Annotated in this window: 9 protein-coding genes and 3 pseudogenes; 7 read left to right on the top strand and 5 right to left on the bottom strand. The window is 67.2% G+C overall.

Annotated features, from left to right (window positions below; translation table 11 throughout):
• Nucleotides 1-224: 224 nt before the first annotated feature.
• Nucleotides 225-1733, top strand: coding sequence for an ISL3 family transposase (locus ABZ808_RS30805; protein ID WP_357012913.1), 1509 nt, complete (start codon nt 225-227; stop codon nt 1731-1733).
• On the opposite strand, the gene ABZ808_RS30800 is transcribed toward ABZ808_RS30805, so the two are convergent.
• Nucleotides 1730-3313 (bottom strand): ISL3 family transposase, encoded by a 1584-nt coding sequence (locus ABZ808_RS30800; RefSeq protein ID WP_357012914.1) that lies wholly within the window; start codon nt 3311-3313, stop codon nt 1730-1732. The two genes, ABZ808_RS30805 and ABZ808_RS30800, sit on opposite strands and share 4 nt — an antisense overlap.
• 977 nt (nt 3314-4290) lie before the next feature.
• On the opposite strand from ABZ808_RS30800, the pseudogene ABZ808_RS30795 reads away from it, so the two are divergent.
• Nucleotides 4291-4724: pseudogene (locus tag ABZ808_RS30795) on the top strand (transposase family protein); the annotation flags it as partial.
• A 208-nt stretch (nt 4725-4932) separates the two neighbouring features.
• Here the strand turns inward: ABZ808_RS30795 and ABZ808_RS30790 are convergent.
• Nucleotides 4933-5085, bottom strand: a pseudogene (locus ABZ808_RS30790) (IS5/IS1182 family transposase); the annotation flags it as partial.
• 170 nt (nt 5086-5255) lie between these two features.
• Here ABZ808_RS30790 and ABZ808_RS30785 point away from each other — a divergent pair.
• Entirely contained in the window at nt 5256-5687 is a 432-nt protein-coding gene (locus ABZ808_RS30785; protein WP_357012912.1) for a carboxymuconolactone decarboxylase family protein, read from the top strand.
• Between the two features lie 196 nt (nt 5688-5883).
• Here the strand turns inward: ABZ808_RS30785 and ABZ808_RS30780 are convergent, their stop codons facing one another.
• From ABZ808_RS30780 to ABZ808_RS30770, 3 genes are all read right to left on the bottom strand, one after another.
• Entirely contained in the window at nt 5884-6201 is a 318-nt protein-coding gene (locus tag ABZ808_RS30780) for a transposase family protein (RefSeq protein WP_357012911.1), read from the bottom strand.
• A gap of 82 nt (nt 6202-6283) precedes the next feature.
• The gene (locus ABZ808_RS30775) at nt 6284-6412 is read right to left on the bottom strand and encodes a hypothetical protein (RefSeq protein ID WP_357012910.1); all 129 of its coding nucleotides are present in this window, start codon (nt 6410-6412) and stop codon (nt 6284-6286) included.
• 290 nt (nt 6413-6702) lie between these two features.
• On the bottom strand, nt 6703-7209 hold the full coding sequence (locus ABZ808_RS30770) for a helix-turn-helix domain-containing protein (protein WP_357012909.1): 507 nt from the start codon (nt 7207-7209) through the stop codon (nt 6703-6705).
• Nucleotides 7210-7473: 264 nt separating this feature from the next.
• On the opposite strand from ABZ808_RS30770, the gene ABZ808_RS30765 reads away from it, so the two are divergent.
• From ABZ808_RS30765 to ABZ808_RS30750, 4 genes and pseudogenes are all read left to right on the top strand, one after another.
• Nucleotides 7474-8898 carry an aldehyde dehydrogenase gene (locus ABZ808_RS30765; protein WP_357012908.1) on the top strand — a complete coding sequence of 475 codons (1425 nt, stop codon included), beginning with the start codon at nt 7474-7476 and terminating at the stop codon, nt 8896-8898.
• Nucleotides 8899-8944: 46 nt separating this feature from the next.
• Nucleotides 8945-10384, top strand: coding sequence for an MFS transporter (locus tag ABZ808_RS30760; protein WP_357012907.1), 1440 nt, complete (start codon nt 8945-8947; stop codon nt 10382-10384).
• 774 nt (nt 10385-11158) lie between these two features.
• Complete coding sequence (gene gdhA / locus ABZ808_RS30755; protein WP_357012906.1) at nt 11159-12505, top strand: NADP-specific glutamate dehydrogenase; 1347 nt, start codon at nt 11159-11161, stop codon at nt 12503-12505.
• Nucleotides 12506-12817: 312 nt separating this feature from the next.
• Nucleotides 12818-13003: pseudogene (locus ABZ808_RS30750) on the top strand (ISL3 family transposase); the annotation flags it as partial.

Here is a 13003-nt window from a genome sequence, read left to right as displayed (position 1 = left end):
ATCCCTGGACCCCACCGGAGCAGGCAGAACCCGATGGACGATGCGCTGGAAACCCGCGTTGAACGCCTTCGCCATCACCTTCAGCGACCGCTTCCCAGCCGCTGAAACCTACTAACCAAGATCGCCGGAAACACCCTTAGCGAGGCTCTGTCTCACATTCGGTGGTGACCGAAGGTAATCGATGTCGTTGAGGTCATGTGTGCAAGATCGATGATCTGACGAAGATGGTGTTCTCGGGGTTGTACCCGCTGGTGATCGATGACGTCACGGACGAGGGCGAGCGGATTCTGGTGTGGGCTCGGACTCCTGAAGGTACGGTGGCCTGTCCGGGCTGTGAGGCGGTGACGGGCCGGGTGCACGGGTATCACCAGCGGACCGTCGCGGACGTGTCGGTGGATGCCCGGCCGGTGGTGGTGCGGGTACGCGTGCGCCGTCTGGTGTGCCCGACGCCGGGCTGCCGTCAGACGTTCCGGGAGCAGCTTCCGGGAGTTCTGAACCGTTACCAGCGCCGCACTGGCCGGCTGATCTCCCAGGTCGCTGTCGTGGTGCGTCAGTTGGCTGGTCGGGGAGGCGCTCGGGTGTTGTCGGCCCTGGCGATGGTCGTCATGTCCCGGCACACCGCTCTGCGGGCGCTGCTGCGCATACCGCTGCCTGAGCGGCGGGTGCCCCGCGTACTCGGGGTTGACGATTTCGCCTTGCGGCGACGTCAGCGTTACGCCACCGTTCTGATCGACGCGGTCACCCGTGAGCGCATCGATGTGTTGCCCGACCGCAAGGCCCACACGTTGGAGACGTGGCTGCGCGAGCATCCCGGTGTCGAGGTGGTGTGCCGGGACTCCTCCGGCGCCTACGCCGAAGCAGTCCGCCGCGCGCTGCCCGACGCGTTGCAGGTCGCGGACCGCTGGCATCTGTGGCACAACCTCGCCGAGGCCGTGCGCAAGGAGGTCACCGCCCACAGCTCATGCTGGGCCACCGCCGGCCCGCCGCCGCAGGAAGGCATACGGGCGGTGACGACCCGGCAGCGGTGGCAGCAGGTCCACGACCTGCTCGACAAGGGCGTCGGCCTGCTCGAATGCGCCCGCCGGCTCAACCTCGGCCTCAACACCGTCAAACGCTACGCCCGGATCAGCGAACCGCAACGCCTGGTCCGCGCACCGCAGTACCGACCCACCCTCGTCGACCCCTACCGCGAGCACCTGCGCCGGCGCCGGGAACAAGACCCCGCCGTCGGTGCCACTCAACTCCTCGCCGAGATCAGGGAACGGGGCTATACCGGCAGCCTCAACCTGCTCTACCGCTACATCACCCAAGGCCGGGTCGAAGCCGACCGCCCAGCCTTATCGCCCCGACGCCTCACCCGCTACCTGCTAACCGACCCTGACCAGCTCAAAGAACATCAGCGGACGCTCGTCGACGCTCTGACCGCTGCCTGTCCACAGATGACCGCGCTGGCCGGCTTCATCGGCTCGTTCGCCGCGCTCCTCACGCCCGCAGCCGGCAACGACGACCGCCTCGACTCGTGGATCACCGCGGTCAAGGACACAGACCTGCCCCACCTGCACACCTTCACCCGCGGCCTCGGCCTGGACCGCAACGCCGTCAACGCCGCCCTGACCCACCCCTTCCACAACGGCGGCACCGAAGGCGTCAACACCAAAACCAAACTGATCAAACGACAAATGTACGGACGCGCCGGCTTCACGCTCCTACGCCACCGCATCCTGCTCGGCTAACCAGCACCCTCCGTCACCACCGAATGTGAGACAGAGCCTTTAGCGAGACAGCCCCCTCGCTTGCGGAGCAGGTCGAGGTTCGCGCGGCCATACATCTGTCGTTTGATCATTTTGATTCGGTTGACGTGTCCTTCGACGACGCCGGAGCTGTAGGGAAGGGTCAGGCCGTTGAGGACGGCGTCGTGGTCACGGCGCAGACCAGCGATGAACGAGTGCAGGTCGGGCTGGTCGTCTGCGGTCACTGCGGTGATCCAGGCATTGAGGCGGTGCCCGTGGCGGCCGGTGAGGATTTCCGCGAACGCGTTGATGTGGTCGGCAACAGCGTTCAGGTGCGGACAGGCGGCACGGATCGTGGCAAGGCCGACTTGGTCGTCGGGGTGCAGTGCGTCGGGGTGGCGCAGCAACCAGGCGGTGATCCGGCGAACTTTCGGCGGCCGGGGTCGGGCTGGTGGTGGCGTGGCGACAGCTCGTAGGGGTTGCAGGTAGGTGCGCAGGGTGGTGGCACTGCCGCGGTAGCCACGGGCGCGGATCTCGGCGAACAGTTCGGTGGCGTTGGTGATGCCATCGTTGAGGCGTTGGTGCAGGTAGTCGAGGTGGTCGTCGAGGATGCTGGGCCGCCCGGCGCGAGGTTTGGCCAGGAGCTCATCGACACTGCCGGCGCGGGCGAAGCGGCGCACGGTGCCGCGGGCGAGGTCGAGTCGCCTGGTGATCTCCCGGATGCTGTGGCCCTCAGCCCAGAGCACCTGAACCTGCTCATAACGGCGCCGGGTTCGAGGCACCAACAGTCCCTGCTCTGCCCGTTGGGCAGTGGCATCGACGGCAACCTGGACCGGGTCCTGCGTGGCCGTCAGTGCGGGCTGCGGCGGCGCGGTGGTGAGGCAGCCGTGGTGACGGGCGACGGTCTTCTCGACGTGTTCGGCGAGGTTGTGCCACAGATGCCACCGGTCGGCGACCTGGATAGCCTGCGGCGCACCGGTGCGGGCGCCCTCGGCGTAGGCGCTGGCGCGATCTCGGCAGATAACCTGCACGCTCGGATGCTGCCCCAGCCAGGTGGCGAGGGTTGCCGCTTCCCGATCGGGTAGCAGATCGATCGGCCGGCGGGTGTCGACGTCGACCAGCACCGTCGCGTAGCAGTGGCCTCGGCGCAGGGCGAAGTCATCCACGCCCACCGCGGTGAGCCTCCCGACCGGCGGGTCGGGCAGGGCGCGGACCAGCCTCAGGACACTGCTGCGGCTGGTCACCAGACCGAGGCGGCCGGCCAGCCGGGCACCCGCTCGACCGGCAAGCGCCAGCCCGATCTTCTCCAGCATCTGACGAAGCAGCGGACTACGCCGCCCATACCTGCAGGTCAACCCGCTGACTTGCTCGTCGAACGTGCGGACCGGGCAGCGCACCGTGTCGCAGAAGAACCGGCGGACCCGCAACCGGATCTCCACCGGCTGGCCAGCCACCGCGGCATCGCTGAGTCGACGTTCGTAGCGGCTGTGAACCCGCCGGGCCCGACGCCCACAACCGGTACACGCCGCACGACGGGCTCGCGCTCGCGCCCATATCCGCAGGCCAGCTGACTGCCGATCCACTCGCTCAACCACGACAGGTGCCAGATGAGGCAGGACCGCAACAAGATCAGCCGATCGCACGACGCACCCTACACAGTGGACTTGGCACCCCGAGCCGGGTCAGTCCTGATCACGGAAAGTGGGCCAGATCCTGAAAACTGACCCCGTGGAACCCACCCGGAACAGAGGGGTCAACTTTCAGCCGACGTTGACATACACCGCGTCGAAACCAGCTGCTACCAGGATGAAAAGGCTCAATGGTCCACATCCCTCGATGGTTCGTCGTGCTGACATACCTGCGTCGGACCGCTATGAGAGGCACTCAACTGCCGCCGACCGTGCATCGGCCCTGTCCGGCCGCCTGCCACGGTGGGCAACTTCTGCCCGGCGTCCTGTCCTGCCGAAGGGCGTGCATGGGCGTGGTCGACTACGTAACGAAGTCGTCTGCGCGGGGGTCGGCATCCCACCCAAACCGAGCCAGTTCCCGAAGGACGGCTCGCGCACGAGGAGTCCAGAAAAGCAGAACCTGATCACGTTCTGCGATCCGGAAGGCTACCGCGAATGCAAGAGCCCAATGCGTGGCCACGATCGGGCCGTGTGGCGTTGCGGTTACCTCAGCGAGTAGCAGCACGTCGGAACCGGCCCGCGACGAAAGAGTCAACCTGCTGTCCTCGACCCAAAGGCATACCGACGGCCAACGTAACCGCTTGATGACGCGCCGTGAATCGCCGTGTGCAAAGTCGCGATGATCGATATATGTGAGTCCACCACGTGCAAGCAAAGTCTTGGAAGTCATTACGGGATGATATCCGTACAGTCTGATAGGTCGGCCCCCGTCACCGTCGGCAAGCCTCAGTAGTTCCACAGGAACACTGAGCCTTTTCCAAGCTGGTCTCGCTACTCATGGCGGGTGTGGCAGGCCCGGTGATCGATGGGTGCGAGGCTCCAGGTAGGACAGATGTCGACCAGGACTCGAAGCCCCGACCGGGAGCCTCGCCATGCTGGCCTACCCCGCCGCGATTCCGTTTCCAGGGCGGACCCTCAACCACCTCGCTGAACGCATCCGTGGCCACCGTATGCAGCGCCGATCCCGATGGCGTCGTCTGGAGGGCCGGCCGGCAGGCGCTGCTGGCTCTGGCCCATCTGCGCAACGGGGACACCTACACCCGCCTCGCGGCCGACTTCAAGATCGGCGTGGCCACCGCCTGGCGCTACGTCCAGAAGCCATAACGCTGCTCAGCTCGGCAGCCGACGACCTGAACACCGCGATGCGACGCCTCCGGCTGCTGGCGTACACGATCCTGGACGGCACGCTGATCCCGATCGACTGGGCCGCCGAGCAGAAGCACTACTACTCCGGCAGGCACAACGCCACGGCGTGAACATGCAGGTCATCGCTGACGCCGCCGGCCGGCTCGCGTGGGCATCACCGGCACGCGGCGCGGGCAGCAGCGCGGCTTGGCCGGGATTTTCCTGGTCTTGAGCGTGGCGATGGCCCGTTCGCCGCGAGGCTCCCGGTCGGGGCGTCGGATCTTGGTCGACTGCTGTCTTACCTGGAGCCTCGTCCTCATCGATCTCCGGGCTCGCCGCCCCCGCCCTGAGCTGCAAGGTCAGCTTGGAAAAGGCTCAGTGTGGGTGCATACGGCGGTGGTGTCGTGCTCGCGGCCGGGTCGTACCTCGGAGGTCCAGATCGGCCAGCCGTCCGCGACGGTGATGATCTGAATGTCGCCGTCGTGGTTGTCGCGCTTGGCCGACCGCCATAGATCCACGCACGGGGTGGGCCCTGGGGTGCGGCAACTACGATAAGCGCTGTCTTCCTCAGTCCTCATCGATGTTGCGGACGTGGCCGTAGTCAGAAGGCTCGCTCTTCCTTGATCAGCTCGACTGAGGTGCGCGACCTTCAGTCACCTTCGAAATGCCGGATATCGCCTGCTTCGTCCTTCTGCATGGGAGAGTAAGCATCGTGACGACGGATCATCCGGCATTTGCGGCGACAGACCCGGGGTACGCCGCCGCCCTGGACACGGCTGAGCGTCTGCTGGGCTTCCGCTTGGAGCGCTTTCTTGGCGCCACCCCTGGTGAGCCAGCTAACGGCGCAGACTTCAAACGGATCGCGACGATGCACGCCTTTGGCGACGTCTGGCCGCGCACCGAGCACCTAGATACACGGACGCGGGCACTGGTGTCCGTCACCATCGCGGCGACACTCGGCGTCCTGGAGCCCCTCCGTGGTCAACTCCGCATCGCGCTCAACGCCGGCGCTACCAAGGAAGAGATCGCCGAAGTCTTTCTTCAGGTCGCGGCCTACGCTGGCGTAGCACGCGCGTTCGACGGCTACCAGGTCGCGGCCCAGGTCTTCGCAGAGAACCCGGAACGCTCAGACCCTGGTAAGTAAGGGTTTCAGGGGTGTTGGTGGTGTGCGGGGCGGCGGGTCCGGGGGCCGCAGTGCGCCCGACGGGCGGTGGTCGAGGTGGTACGCGCCCCGACGGCGCCCTGAAGCCTTGAACTGGCACGATATTGAGCCATTTCGAGCAAGGGGCTGACTCCTGACGGGCGTCATGTGGTGCGATCATGATCGATGTGGAGGATGGTCAGCGCGGCAGCGACGATCTTCCCGATCCGCCACGGGTTGCGGCTGACGTTGCGCAGCGCTTTAAGGTCATCTTGAGTAGCGAGTTCCCGCGTTCGCCGATCGCGCGCAGGCTGTTGTGTGCCTTGTTGAACTGCTGCTGGACGAGGGTGAGCCGACCGTTCTTGGGCTTCTTGAAATGCGACGGTGACAATGTCGGCCAGCCCTTCGTAGCCAGATCGCCGAGGGTGCGCAGGTCGGCTCCGTCCGCGGTCAGGGAGGGCAGGATCTCGGTGTGGGCACGTACGGCGGTGGTGTCGTGTTCGCGGCCGGGCCGCACCTCCGAGGTCCAGATCGACTAGCCGTCGCCGACGGTGATGACCTGGACGTTGCCTACCGCCGTGCTGGGCATGCTTACCGGATCACCGCAGATCGACACCCGTTGGCCCCGAGGTGCGGCACCGATCGGTCTCGACCAGGATCCCGTCGATGTTCACATAGTCGTAGTCCGTCGAGACGCCGATCTGGTTGTCGGTGGCGAGCTGGCGCATCCGGGTGCCGTCGAGGAACCAGCGTCGAGGAACCAGCGCAGCACCAGGATCGCCTGGTCGCGGCAGGGCAACGAACGAGTACCGGCCCGGGTGCCCCGGCGGGTGCGTTCGGCGGCCAGCACGCTTCGTCGTCTCGGGCTGCATCCCGACCAGCCGACCGCGACGGTTACCGGGCCGACCCCGCCCCGTTGGTGGCACGCCGAGGCGGAGCGCAACGCCCGGGATGGTTACCGCTAGACCCAACCGGTCGCCGGCTCCGCCGCCGAAGCGGTTCGGACAGTGCCTGCCCGTCAGCTTCGCCCGATGCCGCGCAACAGCGCGTCGACGACCAGGTCGGCGGCGGGTGCGGCGGCCAGGTCGGGAAAGTTTTCCGCGGTGGCGTTCACGAGTTGGTCCAGCAGCGTCCTGGCCCAGCCCGGTGGCAGGTCGGCGCGGAGTAGCCCCTCGTCGGTGGCGCGCTGGATGAACCGGTCGAGCCGCTCGCCGAGTTGCTTGCTCCGGGCCGCGGCCTCGACGTCCATGTTCATCATTGGCTTGAGGACCTGGATCGACCAGCGCCGGATGACCGGGATGATGCCCTCCACATAGCGGTGCAGGGCCACCGCGACCGGCGCCTCCGTCAGCCGGGCGTCGTCGAGCGCGCGCTCGGAGGCGTCGAGCTTGGCCTGGTAGACCCCGGCGAGCAGGGCCTCCCGGGTGGCGAATCGGCGGTAGACGGTGCGCCGGTCGACGCCGGCCGTGGCAGCGATCGTGGCGATGCTCGTGGCCGGATCCTGCGCGAGTAGTCGAGCACCCACGTGGAGGACCGTGTCGAGGTTACGGGCTGCGTCGGCTCTCATAGTGCCGTCAACTCTACCCCTGTGTGGCAGGTCACGCGGCTAGCTGCACACCTTGGTGGCGGAACCCAAGATAAGTGCTACGGTCGTGTGGTGCCTAGCCGCACAACACGTCACATCGTTGTGCCCCTTGATGATCGCGACGCGGAACGCGTACGCGGCGGGGCCGCAGTCCAGACGCCGATCACGAATCGGCGCAAAACCAGCAATAAGGGAGTAATCACCGTGATTGTTCACGACAAGCTCTACGTTGGTGGCCAGTGGGTCGCGCCCGCCGAGGGCGGCCTGCTCGACGTCCACTCGCCGCACGACAAGTCGCTGGTGGGGCGGGCCGCCGAGGCCTCACCGGCCGACGTCGACCGGGCGGTCGCCGCCGCGCGCAAGGCCTTCGACGACGGGCCGTGGCCCCGGATGACGCCGCAGGAACGCCAGGCGGTCATCGCCCGATTCAACGAACTACACGCGGCGCGGGCCGACGAACTGGCCGCGTTGATCACTTCGGAGAACGGCTCCGCGTCGTGGTTCACCCGGTGGACGCTGCACGCACTGGCGGAGCAGACCGGCGCCTACCTGCGGGCCGCCGAGGCCTTCGGGTGGGAGGAACGGGCAACCGAATCCGGCCCGCTGATCCGGCGCGAGCCGGTCGGTGTGGTCGCCGCGGTCATCCCGTGGAACGCCCCGCACCAGTCGGCCCTGGTGAAGATGATTCCGGCGTTGCTGGCGGGCTGCACGGTCATCCTGAAGGCCTCGCCCGAGACCGCGCTGGACGCGCTGGTACTGGGCGAGATCTTCGAGCAGGTTGGGCTGCCGGAGGGCGTGGTCAGCATCCTGCCGGCGGGCCGGGAGACGAGCGCGTATCTCGTCGCGCACCCCGACGTAGACAAGGTCGCCTTCACCGGATCGACCGCCGCCGGGCGCACGATCGCGTCCGTGGCGGGCCAGCAGCTCAAGCGGGTGAGCCTGGAGCTGGGCGGCAAGTCCGCGACGGTCATCCTGCCGGACGCGGACCTCGCGGCCGTGGTCGAGGGACTCAAGTTCCTGTCGTTCGGCAACAACGGCGAATCCTGCGTCGCGCACACCCGGATCCTGGCCCCGCGCAGCCGCTACGAGGAGGTCGTCGAGGCCGTGAAGACCATGACGGAGAGCCTCGTCGTGGGAGACCCCGCCGACCCGGGTACGTGGATCGGCCCGATGGTCCGCGCCGACCAGCAGCAGCGGGTCCGCAGCTACATCGAACTCGGCATCTCCGAGGGGGCGCGTCTCGTCACCGGCGGTCCCGAGGTGCCGGAGGGGCTCGAGGGCGGTTACTACGTACGGCCGACGGTCTTCGCCGACGTCGACAACGGCATGCGCATCGCCCAGGAGGAGATCTTCGGACCGGTCCTCGTCGTCATCGCGTACGAGGACGAGGACGACGCGGTACGCATCGCCAACGACTCCCCGTACGGGCTCGGCGGTGGGGTGTGGACGGCCGACGTCGAGCGTGGCCTGGCGCTCGCCCGCCGGATCCGTACCGGCTTCTTCACCGTCAACGGCGCCGACCCGGGCTTCGACGCGCCCTTCGGCGGCTACAAGGGCAGCGGTGTCGGCCGCGAGTTCGGAGCCGTCGGCCTGGCCCAGTACGTGGAGCACAAGACCATCGCGGTCTGAGTAGGAGCGCTGTCCGCTCCCCACCACCGAGAACTGGAGTTTTTTCGTGGCTCGGACCACCACCCGTACCCCCTACCGGATCACATTCGCCATCCTCGCGGCCGGCGCCGGCTTCTTCGCGATGCTGCAGTCGCTCGTCAGCCCGGTGCTGTCGACGATCCAGCACGACCTGCACACCTCGCAGAACACCGTGACCTGGGTGCTGACGGCGTACCTGCTCTCCGCGTCGGTCTTCACGCCGATCCTCGGACGGATCGGTGACATGGTCGGCAAGGAGCGGATGTTCGTCGTCTCCCTGGTCGCGCTCATCGCCGGCTGCCTGCTGGCCGTCATCGCGCCGAACATCGGCGTGCTCATCGTGGCCAGGATCGTGCAGGGTGTCGGTGGTGCCGTCTTCCCGCTGTCGTTCGGGATCATCCGGGACGAGTTCCCGGCGGCGCGGACCACGTCGGCGATCGGGGCGATGTCGGCCCTGCTCGCCGCCGGCGGGGGACTGGGCACCGTGCTCGCCGGGCCGATCGTCGGCGCCTTCGGCTATCGTGGGCTCTTCTGGATCCCCATGGTCATGCTGATCGCGACGGCCGTGGCGGCGCACTTCCTCGTACCGGAGTCGCCCGTACGGACGCCGGGCCGGATCAACTGGCTCGCCACCGTACTGCTGTCCGGGTGGCTCGTCGCGCTGATGCTGGCGCTCAGCAAGGCCCCGGCATGGGGTTGGACCTCGGGTAAGGTCCTCGGTCTCCTGCTCTTCGCGGTGCTCGTCCTGGTCTCCTGGGTGATCACCGAGACCCGTTCGACCAACCCGCTCATCGACATGCGGGTGATGCGCCTGCCGGCGGTGTGGACCACCAACCTGGTCGCGCTGCTCTTCGGCGCGGGCATGTTCGCCATCCTCGCGTTCCTGCCGCAGTTCGTGCAGACCCCGACGGTCGCGGGCTATGGGTTCGGGGCCAGCGTCACCGAGGCGGGGCTGTTGCTGGTGCCGATGCTCGTCGCCATGTTCCTGACCGGCATCGTCAGCGGCCGGATGGAGCGGATCCTCAGTGGTAAGGCACAACTCGCCGCGGGCTCCGCGTTCAGCGTGGTCGCGTGCGCCCTGCTCGCCGTGGCCCACGACGCACGCTGGCAGATCGTGGTCGCCTCGACCGTGTTCGGGATCGGCATCGGCCTGGCATACGCGTCCATGACGAACCTGATCGTGCAGAACGTCTCGGCCGCGCAGACCGGTGTGGCGGCGGGGATGAACGCGAACATCCGGACCATCGGTGGAGCGATCGGGGCGGCCGTGATGAGCAGCATCGTCACCGGCCACCTGCGCCCGGACGGTCTGCCGTACGAGTCCGGGTTCACCCACGGGTTCGAGATGCTGACCGTCACCTCGCTCGCGGCAGTGGTGGCGGCGCTTGTCGTGCCCGCCGTCCGCCGAGCGTCCCGCACGGGCGCGAGCGGTGTGGCACCGGCCCCGCTGGTCGCGCGGCGTGCGTAGGCGAGGGCGCGTCGGACCAGGGGCGGCGGACGGGATGTCACCGAATCGGCCCTGGTCCCGTACGCCGACCAAGTAGCGTGAGCCGCGGTTCACGTGGAATGAGATTCGATAATGAGCACCCCCCGACGCGCGCCACGATTTCGGCGATTGTTTCCCGTCGGATTCGCAGGCGGCGACGGTGGTCTCGTCCAGTTGCAGGAAGATGCCCTCGCCGCGATCCTCGGTGGCCGGCACCCAGGTGGGGCGGCTGTCCCGGGTGAGCTTAACGAGAGCCAGCAGTTGGGCCAGCAGGACGGCGACGGCGACCATGATTGGCGCACGTTCCAATCGCCGAGTCGAGGGCCTGCGGGTCGGCGTTGGTGCAGACCCGCCAGATCGTCGAACCGCTGTATCACTACTCATCCCCGCCGCCGTCGCCGCAGCGAGCGCCAGGACGACCGCTGTCGACCCCGGCCCGGCGGCGACCGGTTTTCCGACACCCGACCAGCAACGCCAGTGGGCTACGGCACACCCGTCACCTCGCCAAACGGCACCGCCGATAACGGACCAGCAACTGGGAATGTCAAACTGAACGACGACGAAGCGCCGGCAAGGACAAGGTCCGTGAGAAGACCCCGTCCTGCCGGAGCTTCTCGCTCAACACGCCGAAGCAGCCGTACCACGACAGGTCGTTCTACAGCAACGCTCTTGAAGTGGTCGTGCGGTGAGGGGTGACCCGTAGGGCGCCTAGCGTGCCGCCGCAAACCGGCCATGGTTGCACACCGAGGAGTATTCGTGTCGGTACAGGACAAGCTTGAGTCGATCTTCACCTCGGTGGTGCGGCGCAACCCTGGCGAGTTCGAATTCCACCAAGCGGTGCGGGAGGTGCTCGACAGTGTGGCGCCGGCCCTGGAGAGGCATCCCGAGTACGCCGACGCGAAGATCATTGAGCGGATCTGCGAGCCGGAGCGGCAGATCATCTTCCGGGTGCCATGGGAGGACGATCGCGGTGAGGTCCGCATCAACCGCGGCTTCCGGGTGGAGTTCAACAGCGCACTAGGCCCGTACAAGGGAGGTCTTCGCTTCCACCCGTCGGTCTATCTGGGGATCGTGAAGTTCCTCGGTTTCGAACAACTGTTCAAGAACGCGTTGACTGGCATGCCGATCGGCGGCGGCAAGGGGGGGTCGGACTTCGACCCCAAGGGCCGCTCCGATCGGGAGGTGATGCGGTTCTGCCAATCGTTCATGACCGAGCTATACCGGCACATCGGCGAGTACACGGACGTGCCAGCCGGCGACATCGGAGTCGGTGGCCGAGAGATCGGTTACCTGTTCGGGCAGTACAAGCGGATCACCAACCGGTACGAGTCCGGGGTGCTGACCGGCAAAGGCCTCAGTTACGGCGGTGCCCAGGTGCGCCGGGAGGCTACCGGCTACGGTGCGGTGTTCTTCGCCGAGGAGATGCTACGCGCCGATGGCGGCGACAGCCTCGACGGAAAGCGGGTGGTGGTCTCCGGCTCGGGCAACGTGGCGATCTACGCGATCGAAAAGGTGCATCAGCTCGGTGGCATTGTGGTGGCATGCTCGGACTCCTCTGGCTATGTCCACGACGAAAAGGGAATCAACGTCGAGGTGCTTAAGCAGGTCAAAGAGGTCCGCCGGGCACGGATCGACGAATACGTCGAGGCCCATCCGCACGCCACGTTCGTCGCCGGTCGCCCGATCTGGGAGGTGCCCTGCCACGTGGCGATCCCCTGCGCGACGCAGAACGAACTCACGGCCGCCGACGCGCTCAGCCTGATCTCGGGTGGCTGCACCACCGTGGTGGAGGGGGCTAACATGCCCACCACGCCGGAGGCGGTGCGGAGTTTCGCCGAGGCCGGGGTGCGGTTCGCGCCCGGTAAGGCGGCCAACGCCGGCGGAGTCGCGGCAAGCGCGCTGGAAATGCAGCAAAACGCCAGCCGCGACTCGTGGACCTTCGACCATTCTGAGCAGCGGCTGCGGGAAGTCATGCAGACCATCCACGCCCGCTGCTACGCCACCGCCGACGAGTACGGCATGCCGGGCAACTACGTCGCTGGAGCCAACATCGACGGCTTCCGGCTCGTCGCCGAGGCGATGCTCGCCCACGGCCTCATCTGAGACGGCGGCGTACCCGTAGCGAGGATGCTGGGCAGGGCCGGGGAATCCCGCGCCCTCATCCGCCGATCCCGCCCATTACGACGATTCTCACCCAACGCCGTTAATTCCGATCTCCTGCCGGAGTATTAGGAAAGCGTGGACGAGTAATGGGTCGAGGATCTGCTGCTACCGACGTAGACGCTGCGCAGATGGTCAAAGCGATTGGTCGTCGTCATCGCGCTGTCGGTGCGGTGGTAGCGGCGGGACTGCGTAGATTTCGGCTCTGTCTCACATTCGGTGGTGACCGAAGGTAGTCGATGTCGTTGAGATCATGTGTGCAAGATCGGTGATCTTACGAAGGTGGTCTTCTCGGGGCTGCTGCCGCTGGTGATCGAGGACGTGACGGACGAGGGCGGTCGGATCTTGGTGCGGGCGCGGACTCCCGAGGGGCCGGTGGCCTGTCCGGGCTGCGCGGCGGTGACGGGCCGGGTGCACGGGTATCACCAGCGGACCCTCGCG

This window comes from Micromonospora sp. NPDC047527 (assembly GCF_040643015.1).
Taxonomy (GTDB): domain Bacteria; phylum Actinomycetota; class Actinomycetes; order Mycobacteriales; family Micromonosporaceae; genus Micromonospora.
The sequence above is the reverse complement of the archived record's forward strand: the minus strand, read 5'-3'. Positions and strand labels throughout refer to the sequence as shown.

What these genes read in the sequence shown, in the direction of transcription:
- ABZ808_RS30805 (WP_357012913.1), top strand. Translation starts at nt 225, where the DNA reads ATGGTGTTCTCGGGGTTGTACCCGCTGGTGATCGATGACGTCACGGAC.
- ABZ808_RS30775 (WP_357012910.1), bottom strand. Translation starts at nt 6,412, where the DNA reads ATGCGCCAGCTCGCCACCGACAACCAGATCGGCGTCTCGACGGACTAC.